The sequence below is a fragment of the Nocardiopsis sp. NPDC006139 genome, from assembly GCF_040614155.1.
GTDB classification, from domain to species: domain Bacteria; phylum Actinomycetota; class Actinomycetes; order Streptosporangiales; family Streptosporangiaceae; genus Nocardiopsis; species Nocardiopsis changdeensis.
Window position 1 is genome coordinate 59,122 of record NZ_JBEXTT010000023.1, and the last position, 18,274, is coordinate 77,395.

Sequence of the window (18,274 nt, forward strand, 5' to 3'; positions counted from 1 at the left end):
GCCCGCCCGCTACCCTGCTGGTCATGGCACCTCCGACAGACCCCGACGGCACCCCCTGGGTGGACCGATGCAGCGACTCGCGGCGCTCCTGGGCCGACGAGGCGGTCCGCAAGGTGATCGCGGACGCGAACCGCTCGGCCGACACGCACCTGCACGTGTTCCCGCTGCCCCCCGAATGGGGCATCGACCTCTACCTCAAGGACGAGTCGGTCCACCCGACCGGCAGCCTCAAGCACCGGCTCGCCCGGTCCCTGTTCCTGTACGGGCTGGCCAACGGGTGGATCGACGAGGGCACCACGATCGTGGAGGCCAGCTCCGGCTCCACCGCGGTGTCGGAGGCGTACTTCGCACGGCTGCTGGGCCTGGACTTCGTCACGGTGATCCCCCGCAGGACGAGCCCGGAGAAGATCGCCCTGATCGAGCGCTACGGGGGCCGCTGCCACTTCGTGGACTCCCCGCCGGACATGTACTCCGAGGCGGAGCGGCTGGCCGCGGAGAGCGGCGGCCACTACATGGACCAGTTCACCTACGCCGAACGGGCGACGGACTGGCGCGGCAACAACAACATCGCCGAGTCGATCTTCGAGCAGCTGTCGATGGAGCGGCACCCGTGCCCCGACTGGATCGTGGTGGGCGCCGGCACCGGCGGCACCTCGGCGACGATCGGCCGTTACCTGCGCTACAAGCGGCTGCACACACGGCTGGCGGTGGTGGACCCGGAGAACTCGGCGTTCTTCCCGGGGTGGGTGACCGGCGCCGCGGACTACGGCACGGGGATGCCCTCGCGCATCGAGGGGATCGGCCGCCCGCGCATGGAGCCGAGCTTCGTTCCGTCGGTGATCGACCTGATGATGCCGGTGCCCGACGCCGCGAGCATCGCCGCCATGCGCCACCTGTACGACCGGACCGGCCTGTCGGCGGGCGGCTCCACCGGGACCAACCTGTGGGGCGTGTGGCACCTGGTGGCCCGGATGCTCGACGAAGGGCGCCGGGGCAGCGTGGTGACCCTGATCTGCGACGGCGGCGAGCGCTACCGGCACAGCTACTACAACGACGCCTGGGTGGCCGAGCGCGGGCTGGACCCCGCCCCGTACCGGGACGCCATCGACCGCTTCCTCGGCGAGGGCGTCTGGACCCCGCCCGCCTGACCCCGACGGCCCCGGCCCCGGAGTGTCCGGGACCGGGGCCGAGGGGGCCGTGGCGGGCGGGGGCGGCCGTAGGGGCTAGGCGTCGATGCGGGCGACGTCGAGCTCCTGGGCACCCTGCTGGATGAACCGGCGGCGCGGCGCGACCTCGTTGCCCATGAGCAGGTTGAACACGTTCGCGGCCTCCTCGGCCTGCTCCACCCGGATGCGGCGCAGGGTGCGGTACCGCGGGTCCATGGTGGTCTCGGCCAGCTGGTCGGCGTCCATCTCGCCCAGGCCCTTGTAGCGCTGCACCGGCTCCTTCCAGGCGATGCCGCGCTTCTCCAGGTCCAGGAGGGTGCGGGTCAGCTCGGCGTCGGAGTAGGTGTAGATGTACTTGTCCTCGGGCTTGGCCCCCCGCTTGCGGCGGGTGTTGGTGAGCTCGATGCGGTGCAGCGGCGGGACCGCGGCGAACACCCGGCCCGCCTCCAGCATCGGCCGCATGTAGCGGTAGATGAGGGTGAGCAGCAGGCACCGGATGTGCGCGCCGTCCACGTCGGCGTCGGCCATGAGGATGACCCGGCCGTAGCGGGCGGCGTCGAGGTCGAAGCTGCGGCCGGACCCGGCGCCGATCACCTGGATGATGGCGGCGCACTCGGCGTTCTTGAGCATGTCGGCGACCGACGACTTCTGCACGTTGAGGATCTTGCCGCGGATGGGCAGCAGCGCCTGGAACTCCGAGTCGCGGGCCAGCTTGGCGGTGCCCAGCGCCGAGTCCCCCTCGACGATGAACAGCTCGCTGCGGTCCAGCCCCTCGCTGCGGCAGTCCACCAGCTTGGCGGGCAGCGCCGAGTTCTCCAGGGCGTTCTTGCGCCGCTGGGTCTCGCGCTGCTGGCGGGCGGCCAGGCGGGCCTTGGCGGCGTTGACCACCTTCTCCATGACGGTGCGGGCCTTGGCCTTGTCCGCCTTGTTGGTGGAGGTGAGGAATTCGCGCAGCTCCCGGCCGACCACCTGGGAGACGATGCGGGCGGCCGCGGAGGTGCCCAGGATCTCCTTGGTCTGGCCCTCGAACTGGGGCTCGGGCAGGCGGACGGTGACGACCGCGGTGAGCCCCTCCTGGGTGTCGTCCTTGGTGACCGGGTCGTCGCTGTTCTTGAGCAGCTTGACGGCGCGCAGCTGGTCGTTGATGACCCGGACCAGGGCGCGCTCGAACCCGGTGATGTGGGTGCCGCCCTTGGGGGTGGCGATGACGTTGACGAAGGAGCGGACCGTGGTGTCGTAGCCGGTGCCCCAGCGCAGCGCGACGTCCACGTCCAGCCGGCGCTCCACGTCGGCGGGGACCATGTGCCCGGCGTCGTCGAGCACGGGGACGGTCTCGGTGAAGTTGCCGCTGCCCTGGATGCGCAGCACGTCGCTGACCGCGTCGTCGGGTGCCAGGAAGGTGCAGAACTCGCTGATCCCGCCGTCGAAGCGGAACTCCTCCTCGAAGGGCTGCTCCTCGCCCTCCACGCGCTCGTCGCGGACGGAGATGGTGAGCCCGGGCACCAGGAAGGCGGTCTGGCGGGCCCGCTCCAGCAGGGACTCCCGGGCGATCTCGGCGCCCTTGATGAAGATCTGCATGTCCGGCCAGAACCGGATGCGGGTGCCGGTGAGCTTCTTGGCGATCTTGCGGAACTGCTCCAGCCCCGAGACGGCGGTGAACTCGGCGTCGGGCCCGGCCCCCGCGAAGCGGCCGGGGATGCCGCGGCGGAAGGAGAGGCCGTGGGTGTGGCCCTGGCGGTCGACCTCCACGTCGACGCGGGCGGACAGGGCGTTGACCACGGAGGCGCCGACACCGTGCAGGCCGCCGGAGGCGGTGTAGGAGCCGGAGCCGAACTTGCCGCCGGCGTGCAGCTTGGTCATGACCAGCTCCACACCGGAGAGCCCGCTCTTGGGCTCGATGTCGACGGGGATCCCGCGGCCGTCGTCGGCCACCGACACCGAGCCGTCGTTGTGCAGGACGACGTCGATACGCGTGCAGAAGCCGCCCAGGGCCTCGTCGACGGAGTTGTCGATGATCTCCCACATGCAGTGGGTGAGGCCGCGGCTGTCGGTGGAGCCGATGTACATGCCCGGCCGTTTGCGCACCGCCTCAAGACCTTCGAGGACCGACAGGTGCCGGGCGGAATAGTCCTCGGGGTCGTGGACGGCTGCGGTCAAGGCGGTCACTCGGACATCTCCTGCGTCTTGAGGGCCATCGGGGCTCGGATGCGGTGCGTGCCCTTTGTACCGCGCCGCACCGACGAAAAGGGCCAGGCCACGGCGTACGGGTCGGTTCACCTCGTACGCCGGGGAGGGTTCGGGCGGGTTCGTACGGGTCCGGCGGCGGTGCCGGACGGTCGCCCGGGGCGGGTCGGCGGCGACCGGGAACACCGCGGGGAGCGGGGTCGGCGGCGGCCGGAACGGTCCTGCCCCGCGCGAGACTACCACCTCCGGTGGATGCGACCTGGATACTCCCCTTTTCCGGGGATGCGTCGGGCGTTCAGGGGGTACACCAAGGAGTAGAAACGACGAGCGGCCACAAAGGCCCCAAAGGGAGATCTCCAGGCACCAATCAGGCGGATTCCGCTGTCGGCGTACACGGCCCCGGGTTGGGAACGTCTGGGTCGGGTTAGATGTTGTCTGAGGTGACCGACGCCGAGTATTGAGGATGGCGAAGTGACTGGAACCCTTGCCCCCACCCAGCCGCTGACGGCTGCTGACCGTTGCGACCGCTGTGGTGCACAGGCTTACGTCCGGGTGCTGCTGAACTCCGGTGGCGAGCTGCTGTTCTGCGCGCACCACATGCGCAAGCACGACGATTCCCTCCGGAAGATCGCTTCGGACATCCACGACGAGACCGACAAGCTCAACGACGACAAGTAGCGCCGGTCGCACCGCACGGACACGGGCGGCGGCCCCCGACAGGGGACCGCCGCCCGTCGTGTGCCCGGCCCGCGGAGCGGCCTCAGGCCAGGACGCGGTTGTGGTACGCGGACACCTCGGTGAACCCGAAGCCCTCGTAGAGGCGGCGCGCCGCCGTGTTCTCCGTCACCACGCACAGGTAGGCGTCGGTCGCGCCCTTGTCATGGGCCGCGGCCAACAGGTCGGCCAGGATCCCCGAGGCGACGCCCCGGCGCCGGGCCCCGGGGGCGGTGACCATGGCGCAGACCGCCGCCGAGCGCCCCGACAGCACCGCGCAGCCCCGGCCGGCGCCGCCGGGGGCGGTCCCGTACAGCGCGGTGGTCCCGCCCAGGATGCGGGCGACCACGTCCACCCGGGCCGGGCCGTGGGCGAGCCAGTCGGCGCCGGGCGCGGCGGCGACCGCCGTGGTGCCCGGGGCCGGCGGGCGCCCGAGCGGCTCCCGGGCCAGGACCAGTGTGGGCTCCACCACCGCGTACCCGTGGCGTTCCAGGCGCGCGTCCGCCTCCTCCTGCCCCGGCCACACCTGGGCGCAGGGGGTGAGCCCCCGCTCCCGGTAGAACGCGGTGACCTCGGCCGGGTCCGCACCGGGCGCCAGGAGCACGGCGCTGTTGGCGCGCTTGGTCACCCCCTCCGCGGTGCCGAACCGCCAGCCGCCCCGTTCGACGACCTCGAACGCCGGCCAGTCCCGCGCCACCCGCGCCGCCCACTCGTGCACGCCCGCCGCCTCCCTCTCTCCGGAAGCGGCGATCCTAGCGGGCCGCGGGCCCGCCCCGGCCGCCGGGGCGCCCGTCACGCCCTAGCATGTGGACCGTCCACCCCGATCGAACCTGGAGACCGTTCGACCATGCTCATCCTGCTGCCGCCGTCCGAGGGCAAGGCCACCTCCGGCACCGGTCCCGCCGTGGACCCGGAGTCCCTGGTGCTGCCCGCACTGGCCCCCGCCCGCCGGGAGGTGCTGGCGGCGCTGGAGGAGCTGTGCTCGGGTCCGGAGGACACCGCTCTGGAGGTGCTGGGACTCACCCCGGGGCAGGCCGACGCGGTCAAGCGCGACCTGGACGCGGCCACCGCGCCGACCCTGCGCGCCGCCGACCTGTACACCGGCGTCCTCTACGACCGCCTGGGCCTGCCCGAACTGCTCCGGGAGCACTCCGGCCGCGTCCGGGAGCGGGTCCTGGTCTTCTCCGGGCTGTGGGGCGTGGTCGGCCCCGACGACGCGCTGCCGCCCTACCGGCTGTCGATGGGTGTGAAGCTGCCGCCGCTGGGCGGGCTGGGCGCCTACTGGCGCAGGGCCATGGCCGGCCCGCTGGGGGAACTGGCCGGGGACCGGCTGCTCGTGGACTGCCGGTCGGCGACCTACGCCGCCGCGTTCAAGCCCCGGGGCGCCGCGGCCGAGCGGCTGGTGTCGGTGCGGGTGCTGCGCGAGCGGGTCGTCGGCTCGGAGGTCCGGCGCTCGGTGGTCAGCCACATGGCCAAGGCCACCCGCGGCGACATCGCCCGGTCGCTGCTGGCCGAGGGGGTCGAGGCGGCCGGCGTGGCGGAGCTGGCCGCGGCGCTGCGGGACCTGGGGCACACGGTGGAGACGCCCGAGGCCAAGGCCGGGGCCCCGCGGGTCCTCGACGTCGTCGTGCGCGACTGAGCCGGAGGGACCGGGAGGACCGGAGACCGCCCCGTCGCTCTGCGTGAGATAACGAACCGGCATCGCGACTTTATCCCGCACCTACAGGCACTGCGCGAGCATGGTCGGTGTCGGATGGACGACGGAACACCTGGGATCGAATCCACCGCGGCCGGGCGGTACCCGGTCAGGTCGGAGCGTGTGGGAACGCGCCGGCCGATGGTGCGGGAACGCGGGCGTCGCCACACCCGTCGACCGACGAAGGCACCGCGGAACCCGTGTGCCCTCCCGTTCAGCGAACGGAAGGGCACACGGGTTCAGGCCGTCTCAGGCCGCGATGTACTCCGGACGGCCTAGTCCAGGTAGTCGCGGAGCACCTGGGAGCGCGACGGGTGGCGGAGCTTGGACATCGTCTTGCTCTCGATCTGCCGGATGCGCTCGCGGGTGACCCCGTAGACCTTGCCGATCTCGTCTAAAGTCTTCGGCTGGCCGTCGGTCAGGCCGAAGCGCATGGAGACCACGCCGGCCTCGCGCTCGGACAGGGTGTCCAGCACCGAGTGCAGCTGCTCCTGGAGCAGGGTGAAGCTGACCGCCTCGCCCGGCTGGATGGCCTCGGAGTCCTCGATGAGGTCGCCGAACTCGCTGTCGCCGTCCTCGCCCAGCGGGGTGTGCAGGGAGATCGGCTCGCGGCCGTACTTCTGCACCTCGACGACCTTCTCGGGGGTCATGTCGAGTTCCTTGGCCAGCTCCTCCGGGGTGGGCTCGCGGCCCAGGTCCTGGAGCATCTGGCGCTGGACACGGGCCAGCTTGTTGATGACCTCGACCATGTGCACCGGGATGCGGATGGTGCGGGCCTGGTCGGCCATCGCGCGGGTGATCGCCTGGCGGATCCACCACGTGGCGTACGTGGAGAACTTGAAGCCCTTGGTGTAGTCGAACTTCTCCACCGCGCGGATCAGGCCCAGGTTGCCCTCCTGGATCAGGTCCAGGAAGAGCATGCCGCGGCCGGTGTAGCGCTTGGCGAGCGAGACGACCAGGCGGAGGTTGGCCTCCAGCAGGTGCTTCTTGGCGCGGCCGCCGTCCTCGGCGATCCACTCCAGCTCGTCGCGCAGCTCGAAGGAGAGGCCGTCGGCCTCCTCGGCGAGCTTCTCCTCGGCGAACAGGCCGGCCTCGATCCGCTTGGCGAGCTCGACCTCCTGCTCGGCGTTGAGGAGCGGCACCTTGCCGATCTGCTTGAGGTAGTCCTTGACCGGGTCGGCGGTGGCGCCGGCGGCCACCACCTGCGCGGCGGGGGCGTCGTCGTCATCGTCGTACAGGACGAAGGACTCGTCCTCGTTCCCGGTCTTGACCGGGGCGCCGACGGCCTCGGGGCGGGCCGGCTTGAGGTCCTTCTCCGGCACCTCCTCGGCGGTGTCCTCGACCAGCTCCAGCTCGGCGCCGGTGTGCTCGAGGTCGTCGAGGTCGTCCTCGTCGAAGTCCTCCGCGTCCGCGTCCGCCTCCGGGGCGAGCTCCAGGTCCTTCTTGCCCGCGGTCTTGCGGCCGGCGGTCTTCTTGGCCGCGGCGGGGTCCTTGGCGACGGCGGCCTTCTTGGGCGCGGCCGTCTTCTTGGCGGCGGCCGCGGTGGTCTTCTTCGCGGTCGTCGCCTTCTTGGCGGCGGCCTTGCGGACGGGCGCCTTCTTGTCGGCGGCGGCCTCGGCGGAGTCGACGACGGCGGTGACCGTCTCCGGCTGCTCCTGGGCGGCCGCGGCGCGCACCGGCTTGGCGGTCCGGGCCGTGGTGGAGGTCGTGGTGACCTTGGTGGACCTGGTCGAGGTGGTGGACCGCGTGGCCGTCGTCTTGCGCCGCGTGGTCTTGCGCCGGGAGGACGCGGACTCGGGGACGAGTACGGTCACGCCCTCCTTCGCGAGGCTGCGGAGCACGGACTGCGCCTGCGACATCGGGATTTCGGCCTCTTCGAAGGCACGGCGCACGTCCTCGGGCTCAAGATAGCCCTGGGACCGCCCACGCTCGATCAGCTGCTGAATGACGGGCTCTTGCAGTGACTCGGACTGCTTCGAGCGAGTCGAACTGGCAGATGACACAAACACCTCTCGAACGGACGTGTGGCGAGATTGTCGGACCCGGTGGTCCGCCTGGCCGGGACCGGGCACCGCGCCCTCTCCCACCTGCGGCCTGGGATCGTCCCCGCCGGGGCGGGGAAGCCGTTTGTCTTTCAAGCGTATGCGCTCTCGGAGATCATTCCCCGCAGGAGACGCACGGTGAGCGGTCGGCTCTCCGGGCGGCTGCGCGGAATCACCCCCGTGCGGGGCGGAACGGCTTCTTCACTGTAGGCAAAGGAATGGACTTGTTCGTACGGTCCACCGCTCCTCCCCACGGTGTCCTCCTCCGTACGCGACTCAACGGTCGGCGACGGACTCGATCACCGGGAGCTGGACGGCGAGCAGAGTGACGTCATCGTCCTGCTCATACCCTTCGAGCATGCTCTCAACAAGGTACTCCAGCATCTGCTGTGGATCGCCCACCACTTCCGGTGGAGCCGAGGACGCCACGTCGACGAGCTCCTCGAGCCCGGAGTCGACGGACCGTTTGCGGTTCTCGACCAGTCCATCGGAGTAGAGGGCGACGGTGTTACCGGGTTGGACGAAGAATTTGTGGTGTCCTCGCACAGAGGTGATCCCCAGCGGTGTGTCGGGGTCGGTGTCCAGCAGTGAGGGCCGGGTCCCGCCCGCCACGACCAGCGGCGGCAGGTGCCCCGCGTTGCTGAGGTCGAGCTGGCCGGTGACCGGGTCCAGGACGAAGTACACCAGGGTGGTGACCTGGTCCATGGCCTCGGTGGCGCTGAACATGCGGTCCAGCCCGGTGAGGACGTCGGCGGGCTCCGGCATGGAGAACGCCAGTGCGCGCAACGCGTTGCGGATGCGGCTCATTCCCGCGGCGGCCGGGATGCCCTTGCCCATGACGTCGCCCAGCACGCCGGCGATGCGCCCGTCGGGCAGCGGGAAGGCGTCGTACCAGTCGCCGCCCACCTGGACGTGGCGGGAGCCGGACCGGTAGTACGCGGCCAGGCGCACCCCGCGCACGTCGGGCAGCTCCTCGGGGAGCAGGCTGCGCTGGAGCTCCTCCGCGGTGTTGTGCTCCTGCTCGTAGAGCGCGGCCCGGCCGATGGCCAGGGCGCACTGCCCGGCCAGGGCCTCCAGGAACACGCGCTCCTCGTCGCCGATCTCGCGCGGCGCGGTGAAGGCCAGGCGCAGCGCCCCGATGGGGCGGCCCGCCACCATCATGGGCAGCGCGGCCCAGGCCCGCTCGGGGGTGAGGCGGACCAGCTCCTCGACCGCGGACGCGTCCTCCAGGAGGGCGGCGAGCCCGGCCGGGTCGGCGGCGGTGCGGGGGGCGCGCTCGGCGATGGCGAGCGCGCTGATCTCGGGGTGGCCCAGCGGGAACGACGCGCGGGGCAGCGGGTGGGCCCCGGCGGCGACGACGGTGTCCAGCCGCGCCCCGTTGCGGTCGAGCAGGACCACGCTGATGTGGTCGGCGCCCACGCCGGAGCGGCCGATCTCGGACATGGCGGCGACGACCTCGTCGACGGTGAGGGCCTCGGCCAGGTCGGAGGTGGCCTGCTGGAGGCGGGCGGTGCGCATGGCCGCCTCGCTGAGCTGCTGGTTGAGCCGGCGGCGCAGCTCGTCGGCCTCGCGCTCGGTGGTGACGTCCACGAGGCTGCCCACCCACTCGACGGGCGCTCCGCCCTCGGTCACGGGCTTGGCCCGGGCCCGGAAGTGGTCGTAGCCGCCGGAGCGGGTGCGCACCCGGAACAGCGCGTCGAACGGGGTGCCGTCCAGGACGGCGTCGTCCCAGGCGCGCTCGACGGAGGCCCGGTCGTCGGGGTGCAGGGCGTCGAGCCAGCCGCGGCCGAGGTAGTCCTGCGTGCTCTGGCCGGTGATGTTGCGCCACTGCGGGCTGTCCTCGTGGACCTCGCCCCGGGCGTCGGCGGTCCAGACGACCTGGTTGCCGATCTGGAGCAGGGCGCGCAGGCGCTGCTCGTCGCGGTGCACGCCGCCGCCGTCGCGGATCGCGATGAGGGCGAGCCGGGGGTCACCGGTGACGGGGTCGACGACGGGGAACCAGGTGAGGTCCCACAGCCGGCCGTCGTCGGTGCGGTGGCGGACGCGGACCACCCGGTCCTCGGCGCGTTCGGCGACCGCCGACCCGGCGGCCGGGACGCCGCAGGCGCGCATCAGCTCGACGGGCTCGTGCCCCGGGCACAGCTCGGGGGCGCGGCCGAGCACCTCGGCGACCAGGCGGTTCGCGGCGATGATCCGCCCGGTGGAATCCATCAGGGCGAATCCGATGGGGGAATCGTCCAGAAGTGCGCGGACCGCGTCGTCCGGAACGGCGTCGCCGTCGGAACGGGGCGGAGGAATGGACGTCTCGGCGCTCACCTGCTCGACACCTCCGCTGAACCCTCGGATTTCCCGACCCGACCGACCGAGCACACGGACCCCTCGTCCCGGGGACCGGACCGCGCGGGGGTGATGTGAATCCGCGGCGCGGTGCCGAAAGGGGATCGGGGGGCTCCACGGCCCTCGGGAGTCACTCCCACGACTCCTCTCGGCCGCTGTCACGGCTCAAGCATAGGACACGCCCGTCCGGGCGCAACGGCCCGCGGGGAGCGGGCCCCGCACGGACGGGGAGGTAAATAGTAGGCCACCGGCGGACCTCGTACGAGGAGACCATTGGTTTTCCACAGGAGGTTTCTCCCGAATTCCCAGGCATCGGGATACTTGTCCGCTTTGGGATCATAGCTTGGAAACAGCTCCGTTATATGCCCGAAACGTCCTTTTCGCCTTGTTGACCTGGGGTGATGGTGGTGTCCGAGTAAACGATGCCCACCTCAGGTTTTATCAACAGCGTGCCGGGAGAGGGGTTGACAGCCCGCTCAGAACAAGTGGAATGGGTGGAGGTCACCGTCCAGGCCATCACCAACCAGGAGTGTGAGCGAGAATGCTCCAGACCTTCCCGGTCCAGGATCTCCGACGGATCTCGGCTCGTCTGCACGACGAGTTCAACGGTCTGTCCCACCGCTGCGTCGAACGGTGCGTCAGCGACGCCTGGAACTGCGCCGAACACCTGGGCATCGCGGTCACGCCGCACCTCGTCGAACGCATCGCCCGCGAGCACCTGGAGGCGATGGTCAACTCGGTGCCGCCCTCCCAGGGCGCGCGCAAAGCGGCCAAAGCTGCCGCCCGAGCCCAGGGGCCGACCCTGTTCGCCGGCCACCGGGTGGTGCCCCGGCCACGGTGATCCGCCCGACCCGCGGCGAGCGGGGCGTGCCCGTCCGGGCACGCCCCGCTCCCCTTTCCGGAGCGGCGGACGCGCCGGGAGGAACCGGGTGAAACCCCCGGACCGTGAATCACGGGCCCCCGGCTGTCATACGCTCGGACCGTGCCCTCCCCTACACCTCCCTCATCCGCGAACCCCGAACCGGTTCCCGGCGCCGCCTTCGACGAGATGCTGCGCGCCGCCAGGGCGATGCTCGCCATGCGGCACCCCCTCGACGCCGAGCTCGCCTTCAGCGAGCTGCTCGGCACCTGGTGGGGCGAGCGCGTGCCCGGGCTCGACGTCGAGCGGGTGCTCGGCGAGGGCCTGATCACCCACGCCGCCGCCTCCGGCAAACCCGCCGGACTGGGCGTGCTGGCCGCGGTCGCCGCCCTGGGCACCACGCCCGGCCTGCGCCGCCTCGCCGAGCAGGGCATGATCGCGCTGCGCGGGCAGGGGCTCCAGGTCCCCGAGTGGGCGTCCCAGCTGGGCCGGGTCGTACCGCTGGGCGCCTACGTCAACAGCGACCTGTTCGGGGACACCGACGACGTGGTGTGCGTGTTCGGCCGCGGGGAGGGCGAAGCCGCGGCCGTCCCCGAGCACGCGCTCATCCTGGTGGTGGACCACAACGCCGGCGGGGTGCTGCGCGACGCCTGGGTCACCACCAAGGTCGAGAAGCTCCTCCAGGGGTGCCGGGAGCGGGCCGCCGCCGACGAGTTCACCCGGTTCGCCGAACTGGACCCCGCCCAGGCCCGCAGCCGCCTGGTCCGCGCCCTGCGCGTGACCGAACGGGTGATCGCGGGCGGGGGCGCCGACGCCGCCCCGCTGCCGGCCGGCCCCACCGCCGCCGACCTGGCGGGCGGTTCCCTGGCCGCGCACTTCGCCCTGGCCAACGCCCGGGTGCGGACACTGCCGGAGCCCTGCGGCCGGGACGCGCAGGACGGCGTCCCGGTGTGGCGGCGCGACCGACGGGCGGTGCTGGCCGCCCGCTTCCTGTCCTCCGACGAGGCCGCCGAGCTGTCGGACTCCTACACCGCGAGCCGCTGCGTCGACCACATCATCGCCTACGGCTGCGACGTGGACGCCGGCCGGCCGACGCGGGTGAGCCCCCGCAAGGTGGAGGCGTTCCTGCTGCGCTGGCTGCCCGGCCGGGTGGTGCTGCTGCCCGAGGAGCAGGAGGCCATGCCCCACGTGCTGGCGGCCTGGGTGCGCTGGGCCGGTCCGCGCACCGGCCTGCCCGAGGTCGCCGTCGGGGCGACCCTGGACGCGGTGTGGGAGTCCACCGCCGAGTTCACCAGGGTCTACCGGGACCCCGCCCGACCGCTGGGACTGCGCCAGGAGGCGGTGCGCAGACTGCTGCCCGACGGCGACTTCTCGGCGCTGGCCCGGCGCATGTTCGCGTTCCCGCTGCTGGCCAGCGACCTGATCTCGTGGGCCCCCGAGGAGTTCGACCCGGCGACCCCGCGGGGCCGCCGGGCGCTGCTGCGGCTGGACCACTTCGGCGAGTACGAGGCGGCCACCCCGCCCAGCGGCCGCCACTCCACCGGACAGGACCACTGGTACCGCCCGGTGACCGGCGACGACCCGGACCGGGAGCGGGCACTGGACCGGCACGAGCGGCTGGCCGAGCGGCTGTGGTCCGGGCGCCCCGCCGAACTGTGGTCGGCCGCGCGGCGGCTGCTCGACCGGGGCCGCGACCGGGCCTCGGTCCTGGCCGAGCTGGGCGACGTGCTCGACGCCGCCACCGACGGCGCCGACCTGCGCCGCCGCCTCGACGCCCTGTAGGCGCGGGTCAGGCGACCATGCGGGCGCGCAGTGCGTCCACCGTGGCCCGGGACAGGCCCAGCCCGTCGAAGACGTAGCCGTCGAAGGAGCCGTACACCTCGTCGATGTGGGAGAACGAGGTCTGGAGGTACTCGGCGCGCACCCTGGTCATCGGCACGACCTCCTCCCACTCCAGGCCGCTGTGCTCCGACAGCATGCGCATCCACTTGTCGGTGTTCTCCTGGCGCTCGTTGCTGGCCAGGTAGTCGGCGACCACCGCGGCCCGGTCCACGCCCAGCAGGGTGAGCAGCAGGGCCGCGCCCCACCCGGTGCGGTCCTTGCCGGCGCTGCAGTGGAAGACCAGGGCCGTCGGGCCCTCGGCGGCGCGCTCGACCAGGTCGCGGTAGCCGGTCAGGGCGGCCCCGTCGGTGACCAGCTCGCGGTAGACGCCGAACATGAAGCGCTCGGCGGCGCCGTCGGCGAACATGGCCCGGGCTCGCTCGCGGTCCAGCAGGGCCTGGGAGAAGTTGGCCCCGGCCGCGGTCGGGTCCTGCACCGAGATGGCGGTGTAGGCGGCGCCCTCGGGGGTGATGTCCGGCAGGCTCTCCCGCTCGTGGGCGGTGCGCAGGTCGATGAGCTGGCGGATGCCCAGGCCGTTGTAGACCGGCAGGTCCGGCTCGGAGATGGTGTGCAGGGCGTCGGAGCGGTACAGCAGGCCGTGGCGGACCGTGCCTCCCCCGGCGGTCCTGTGGCCGCCGAGATCGCGGAAGTTGGGGGCGCTGGAGAGGATGAAACCGTTGTTCGTCACGAAGGCGACGATACCGACCGCCTCCCCGGCGCCCCGAGCCCGGTTCGGGGTCAGGCCCCCTGCCGCATGGCGGTGATCTCCTCCCCCGCCTCCTTGACGTCCTTGGCGGTGTCCACCCCGCGCCAGAACCCGCTGATGCGGTAGGCGGTGAGCCGCCCCTGCCCGGCCAGGTCGGGGAAGGTGGACGACTCGTGGTCGCCCTTGACCGGCAGCAGCGGGGTGATGCCGGGTTCGAACAGGTACACGCCGGCGTTGATCCACACCGGCAGCAGCGGGCTCTGGGTGAACCCCTCGATCCGGTCCTGGCCGTCGACGTCGACGATGCCCCAGGTGGTGCGGAACTGGGCCAGCGCCAGGGTGGCCAGGCCGCCCTTGGCCCGGTGGTGGGCGGTCATCTCGTCCAGGGGGAACCAGGTGAGGACGTCCCCGTTGAGTGCGAAGTAGGGCGCGTCCTGCGCGGGCAGCCCCTGGGAGGCGTAACGCAGGGCGCCGCCCCGGCCGAGGGGTTCGTCCTCGACCAGGAGGGTGATCTCGGGGCCGCCGTCGCGGGAGGCCAGGTACTCGCGCAATACCTCGGCCTTGTACCCGCAGGAGACCACGACGTGCTCGACGCCGTGGCCCGTCAGCCATTCGAGTTGGTAGTCGATGATGGGCCGTCCGGCCACCTCCACCATCGCCTTGGGGCGGGTGTCGGTGTAGGGCCGCAGCCGGGTGGCCTGCCCGCCGGCCAGGATCAGGGCCTGGGTGACGGGCGCCGCGGAGGTTGAGGGTGAAGCGGTCATGCCCGGACACTAGCAGTACGCGGAATCCGGTGGCCGGTACGCCACCGGCGCCCGCCGGATCAGCTCTGCTGGGTGGCCTCGGCGTAGGCGGAGCGGACGTCGGCACTGGTGAGGACGGTCAGTTCGGCGGCGGTCGCCGCGTCGCCGACCTCCTGGGAGACCCGCAGGTCCCGCTGGGAGCACGCCTTCTCGAACAGGGATCGGGCGAAGCGCCCGTTGCCCAGCTCGTCGATCCACCCCTCGGCGCACACGTGGGAGAAGATGCTGCGCAGGTCCTCCACGGCGGTGTCGTCGAAGGCGTCGCCGGTGCGGGCGGCCAGCGCCTCCGCGATCGCGGTGAGCTCGTCGGCGCTGTAGGACGGGAAGCGGACCCGGACGTTGAACCGCGAGGCCAGCCCCGAGTTGGAGGCCAGGAACCGCTCCATCTCCGCCGGATAGCCCGCCAGCACCACCGCCAGGCGGGAGCGGTCGTCCTCCGCGCGCTTGAGCAGGGTCTGCACCGCCTCGGCACCGAAGGCGTCCCCGCCGCCGTACCCCGGGTTGATCAGCGAGTACGCCTCGTCGATGAACAGCACCCCGCCCAGGGCCCGGTCCACCAGCCGGTTGGTCTTGATGGCGGTGGCGCCCAGGTGCTCGCCCACCAGGTCGGCGCGCTGGGCCTCCACCACGTCGGCGCGGGCCAGCATGCCCAGGGCCGCGAAGACCCGGCCCAGCACGCGGGCGACGGTGGTCTTGCCGGTGCCCGGCGGCCCCGTGAAGACGAAGTTCCGCATGGGCGCGTGGTTGAGCAGCCCCTGCTCCTCGCGCAGCCGGGCCACCCGCAGCTGGGCGACCAGCGAGCGGACCTGGGCCTTGACCGGCTCCAGCCCGATCATGGCGTCGAGCTCGGCCAGGGCCTCCTCGATGCCCGGCGCCTCGCCGAACCCGGGCAGGTGCGCGGTCAGCTCGTCGTAGGCGGTGATCACGTCGGCGGACCGCAGGGTGATGAGCTCCTCGGCCTCGGGCCGGGGCGCGGGCCGGTCGCCCGCCACCCCGGAGGTGACCACCCGCACGTCGCGGGCCTGGGCCGCCTTCTCCACCAGGGAGCGGGCGAACCGGCCGTTGCCCAGCTCGTCGACGGCCTCGCGCTGCACGGCCTGGTCGAGTCTTCGCCGCAGGGTCCGCTCGGCCTCGGCGTCCAGGACGTCGCCGCGCTGGGCGACCAGGCTCCCGGCGATGCGGAACAGCTCGTCGGCGGTGTAGCTGGGGAAAGTGATCCGGGTGGAGAAGCGCGAGGCCAGGCCCGGGTTGGACGACAGGAAGGCGTCCATCTCCTTCTCGTACCCGGCCAGCACGATGACCAGGTTCTCCCGGTCGTCCTCGGCGCGCTTGAGGAGGGTCTGCACCGCCTCGTTGCCGAACCGGTCGCTCTGTCCGTCACCCTCGTTGACCAGGGAGTACGCCTCGTCGATGAACAGCACCCCGCCCAGGGCCCCGTCGATGAGCGCGTTGGTCTTGATGGCGGTGGCCCCCAGGTACTCCCCCACCAGGTCGGCGCGCTGGGCCTCCACCACGCGGGCCGTGGGCAGCAGCCCGAAGGAGTGGAAGATGGTGGCCAGGGTGCGGGCCACACTGGTCTTGCCGGTGCCGGGCGGGCCGGAGAAGACCAGGTGGCGCAGCGGCCGCTCGACCGGGAACCCGGCGTCGGCGCGCAGCCGGGCCGCCTCGATGGACGCGGCCAGCCCGCGGACCTGCTGCTTGACCGGGTCCAGGCCGATCATCGCCTCCAGCTCGGCCAGGGCCTCGTCGACCGGCACCGGCTCGCCTCCCCCCTCGGCCGCCGCGCGCCCGCGGGCGGGTGCCGCGGGCCGGGAGGCGTCGGCGCGGCCCTTCACACGTTCGGGGCGGGCGCCGCGGGAGACCGGGCGGGTGTCGGCCTGGGCGCTCTCCCGGGCGGCCTCGGACTCCTTGCGGATCTGCCGGGACGCGGACAGCCGCCACAGCAGGCAGGCGCCGGCGGCGGCGTAGAGCGCCCCGATCCCCCAGGAGGAGGGCGGCGTGGGGGCGACCATGCCGACCAGGGCCAGGGAGAAGCCGAAGACGAGGCCCGCGGTCAGGGACAGCGCGGCGGTGTGCCAGACCGGGAACTCGCGCACGGCGGCGGCCGCCGCCACGACCGGCAGCGGCAGCAGCAGGACGAGCAGGGTGACCGGCTCCCCGGCCAGCGGGAGCTGGAAGAGCGGGAAGGCGACCGCGGTCCAGATCAGGCAGACGACCACGGTGACCAGGGCGTCGGCCGAGCGCATCAGCGCGGCGAAGAGCAGGATCAGGGCCAGCGCGACCGAGACCGCGGTGACCACGGGCACCGAGGCGACCAGGGCGGCGACCGCGACGACGGCGAGCACGGCCACCCCGGCGACCAGCCGTCTGGCCGGGGGGACGGCCCGGTACCTGGTGCGCAGGCGTTCCAGCCCGGAAGGTCCGGGGACCTCGGTACCGGGGCGCGTGTCGCGCGTCATCGGTGCCCCTTCCTGCGTGGGGGTCCGGAGGCGGGCCTCCGGCCGGGGGTCGCTGGCCGGAGGGGGGTCGAGGGGTCGACGCCACGCCTTCAGCCTTGCCCCAACCGCCCCCGGTTGTCCAGTGCGGGGCGGCGTGTCGCCCCGCGCACCGCCGGGGCGCGGGCGGTCACAGCAGGGGGATCTGGCCCCCGGGGCCGGGCCGGGGCCTGCGCAGGTGGCTCCACCGGGGCAGGTCGTCGAGGTAGGACCAGCTCATCCGGTGCTGCGGGGTGGGGCCGTGTTCGGCCAGGTGGGCGCGGTGGACGGGCGAGGGGTACCCGGCGGCCCGCTCGAAGGCGTAGCCGGGGTGCAGCTCGGCGAGCTCGGCCATGTGCGCGTCGCGGCGGACCTTGGCCAGGATCGCGGCGGCGGCGACGCTGACGCAGGTGAGGTCGCCCTTGACCTGGGTGCGGACCCGCCAAGGGCGGCCGATGAAGTCGTGGGAGCCGTCCAGCAGGACGGCGTCCGGGCGGACGGTGAGCCCCGCCAGGGCCCGGCGGGCGGCACGGCGCAGGGACTCGGTCATGCCGACCTCGTCGATCTCGGCCGCCTCGGCCCAGCCGAAGGCGTGGTCGGCCACCCAGGGCTCCAGCCGGGCGGCCAGGTCGCGGCGGCGCGCGGGGGTGAGGCGCTTGGAGTCGGTCAGGCCCGCGGGCGGCTCGCCCTCGCCGGGGACGGCGGCGCAGACCAGCAGCGGCCCGGCCCAGGCCCCGCGCCCCACCTCGTCCATTCCCGCGACGACGCGCGCCCCGGCGGCGCGGAGCTGCTCCTCCACCTCGTAGGTGGGCGCGGCGGGGGCCGCGGCGGGTGCCTTGGCGGCGGGCTCGGAGATCGACACGCCCCCAGCCTAAAGGGCGGCGGCGGGCTCCGCCGCCGGTTCGCGCAAGGACCGGGACAGGCCCACGGCCACGACCAGTGAGGCCAGGGTGGCCAGGGAGGCGGCTGTGAGGAGCACGGGCTGCCCGACCACGGCCAGGGCCGCGCTGCCGGCGGCGAAGCCGACGTTCTGGGCGGCGAAGGCCCAGGAGAAGTACCCGGCGCGCTGCCCCGGCGGGACGGCGAGGTCGATCATGTGCGAGCGCAGGCCCAGCAGCGCGGCCACCGGGAGCCCGCTCAGCGCCAGGGCCAGGGCGGCCAGGGGCAGGGAGGGCCCCGAGGCCAGCAGCAGGCAGCCCGCGACGAGCAGGGCCGCCGCGCCGAAGGCCCACAGGCCCTCGCGGCGGCCGGGGGTGCGCGCCGCGTCCGGCTGACACGGGGCCGGGCGGCTCCGCGACGACCGCGGGCCGCCGCCAGGGCGCCCGCGGAGCGGACGAACGCCGGGAACGGGCGTCCGGGACGGGTCTTTGCACGACTCGCCGTTTATCACACCGCGTCATGGCTCATGACTT

At 73.1% G+C, this 18,274-nt stretch carries 14 protein-coding genes; 5 read left to right on the forward strand and 9 right to left on the reverse strand.

Annotation, left to right across the window (positions count from 1 at the left end; genetic code table 11):
* Positions 1-23: 23 nt before the first annotated feature.
* The gene (locus tag ABZ249_RS26080; protein WP_355267920.1) at positions 24-1,148 is read left to right on the forward strand and encodes a PLP-dependent cysteine synthase family protein; all 1,125 of its coding nucleotides are present in this window, start codon (positions 24-26) and stop codon (positions 1,146-1,148) included.
* 75 nt (positions 1,149-1,223) lie between these two features.
* Here the strand turns inward: ABZ249_RS26080 and ABZ249_RS26085 are convergent, their stop codons facing one another.
* A complete protein-coding gene (locus tag ABZ249_RS26085; RefSeq protein WP_220559713.1) occupies positions 1,224-3,332 on the reverse strand; it encodes a DNA topoisomerase IV subunit B in 2,109 nt (702 codons plus the stop codon).
* A 489-nt stretch (positions 3,333-3,821) separates the two neighbouring features.
* On the opposite strand from ABZ249_RS26085, the gene ABZ249_RS26090 reads away from it, so the two are divergent.
* Positions 3,822-4,028 (forward strand): hypothetical protein, encoded by a 207-nt coding sequence (locus ABZ249_RS26090; RefSeq protein WP_220559712.1) that lies wholly within the window; start codon positions 3,822-3,824, stop codon positions 4,026-4,028.
* Positions 4,029-4,110: 82 nt separating this feature from the next.
* Here ABZ249_RS26090 and ABZ249_RS26095 read toward each other — a convergent pair whose 3' ends face one another.
* Positions 4,111-4,782 carry a GNAT family N-acetyltransferase gene (locus ABZ249_RS26095; protein WP_355267924.1) on the reverse strand — a complete coding sequence of 224 codons (672 nt, stop codon included), beginning with the start codon at positions 4,780-4,782 and terminating at the stop codon, positions 4,111-4,113.
* 129 nt (positions 4,783-4,911) lie between these two features.
* On the opposite strand from ABZ249_RS26095, the gene yaaA reads away from it, so the two are divergent.
* On the forward strand, positions 4,912-5,703 hold the full coding sequence (yaaA, locus tag ABZ249_RS26100; RefSeq protein WP_355267927.1) for a peroxide stress protein YaaA: 792 nt from the start codon (positions 4,912-4,914) through the stop codon (positions 5,701-5,703).
* Between the two features lie 332 nt (positions 5,704-6,035).
* Here yaaA and ABZ249_RS26105 read toward each other — a convergent pair whose 3' ends face one another.
* A complete protein-coding gene (locus tag ABZ249_RS26105; protein ID WP_355267930.1) occupies positions 6,036-7,763 on the reverse strand; it encodes an RNA polymerase sigma factor in 1,728 nt (575 codons plus the stop codon).
* Between the two features lie 315 nt (positions 7,764-8,078).
* A complete protein-coding gene (locus ABZ249_RS26110) occupies positions 8,079-10,118 on the reverse strand; it encodes a SpoIIE family protein phosphatase (protein ID WP_355267933.1) in 2,040 nt (679 codons plus the stop codon).
* Positions 10,119-10,680: 562 nt separating this feature from the next.
* Here ABZ249_RS26110 and ABZ249_RS26115 point away from each other — a divergent pair.
* Positions 10,681-10,980, forward strand: a complete 300-nt coding sequence (locus ABZ249_RS26115; RefSeq protein WP_220559706.1) for a hypothetical protein — start codon at positions 10,681-10,683, stop codon at positions 10,978-10,980.
* Between the two features lie 207 nt (positions 10,981-11,187).
* Positions 11,188-12,780, forward strand: a complete 1,593-nt coding sequence (locus ABZ249_RS26120; protein ID WP_355268017.1) for a hypothetical protein — start codon at positions 11,188-11,190, stop codon at positions 12,778-12,780.
* A 7-nt stretch (positions 12,781-12,787) separates the two neighbouring features.
* Here ABZ249_RS26120 and ABZ249_RS26125 read toward each other — a convergent pair whose 3' ends face one another.
* The 5 genes from ABZ249_RS26125 to ABZ249_RS26145 all read right to left on the reverse strand — a co-directional run bounded on the left by ABZ249_RS26125 (position 12,788) and on the right by ABZ249_RS26145 (position 18,252).
* The gene (locus ABZ249_RS26125; RefSeq protein ID WP_255646407.1) at positions 12,788-13,567 is read right to left on the reverse strand and encodes a tyrosine-protein phosphatase; all 780 of its coding nucleotides are present in this window, start codon (positions 13,565-13,567) and stop codon (positions 12,788-12,790) included.
* A 50-nt stretch (positions 13,568-13,617) separates the two neighbouring features.
* The gene (locus ABZ249_RS26130; protein WP_220559704.1) at positions 13,618-14,349 is read right to left on the reverse strand and encodes a nucleotidyltransferase family protein; all 732 of its coding nucleotides are present in this window, start codon (positions 14,347-14,349) and stop codon (positions 13,618-13,620) included.
* Positions 14,350-14,408: 59 nt separating this feature from the next.
* Complete coding sequence (locus ABZ249_RS26135) at positions 14,409-16,847, reverse strand: AAA family ATPase (RefSeq protein WP_355267938.1); 2,439 nt, start codon at positions 16,845-16,847, stop codon at positions 14,409-14,411.
* Positions 16,848-17,013: 166 nt separating this feature from the next.
* Positions 17,014-17,724, reverse strand: coding sequence for a ribonuclease HII (locus tag ABZ249_RS26140; RefSeq protein ID WP_355267941.1), 711 nt, complete (start codon positions 17,722-17,724; stop codon positions 17,014-17,016).
* 9 nt (positions 17,725-17,733) lie between these two features.
* On the reverse strand, positions 17,734-18,252 hold the full coding sequence (locus ABZ249_RS26145; RefSeq protein WP_355267944.1) for a hypothetical protein: 519 nt from the start codon (positions 18,250-18,252) through the stop codon (positions 17,734-17,736).
* Positions 18,253-18,274: the final 22 nt, after the last annotated feature.

What these genes read in the sequence shown, in the direction of transcription:
- ABZ249_RS26080 (WP_355267920.1), top strand. Translation starts at nt 24, where the DNA reads ATGGCACCTCCGACAGACCCCGACGGCACCCCCTGGGTGGACCGATGC.
- yaaA (WP_355267927.1), top strand. Translation starts at nt 4,912, where the DNA reads ATGCTCATCCTGCTGCCGCCGTCCGAGGGCAAGGCCACCTCCGGCACC.
- ABZ249_RS26115 (WP_220559706.1), top strand. Translation starts at nt 10,681, where the DNA reads ATGCTCCAGACCTTCCCGGTCCAGGATCTCCGACGGATCTCGGCTCGT.
- ABZ249_RS26120 (WP_355268017.1), top strand. Translation starts at nt 11,188, where the DNA reads ATGCTGCGCGCCGCCAGGGCGATGCTCGCCATGCGGCACCCCCTCGAC.
- ABZ249_RS26130 (WP_220559704.1), bottom strand. Translation starts at nt 14,349, where the DNA reads ATGACCGCTTCACCCTCAACCTCCGCGGCGCCCGTCACCCAGGCCCTG.
- ABZ249_RS26135 (WP_355267938.1), bottom strand. Translation starts at nt 16,847, where the DNA reads ATGACGCGCGACACGCGCCCCGGTACCGAGGTCCCCGGACCTTCCGGG.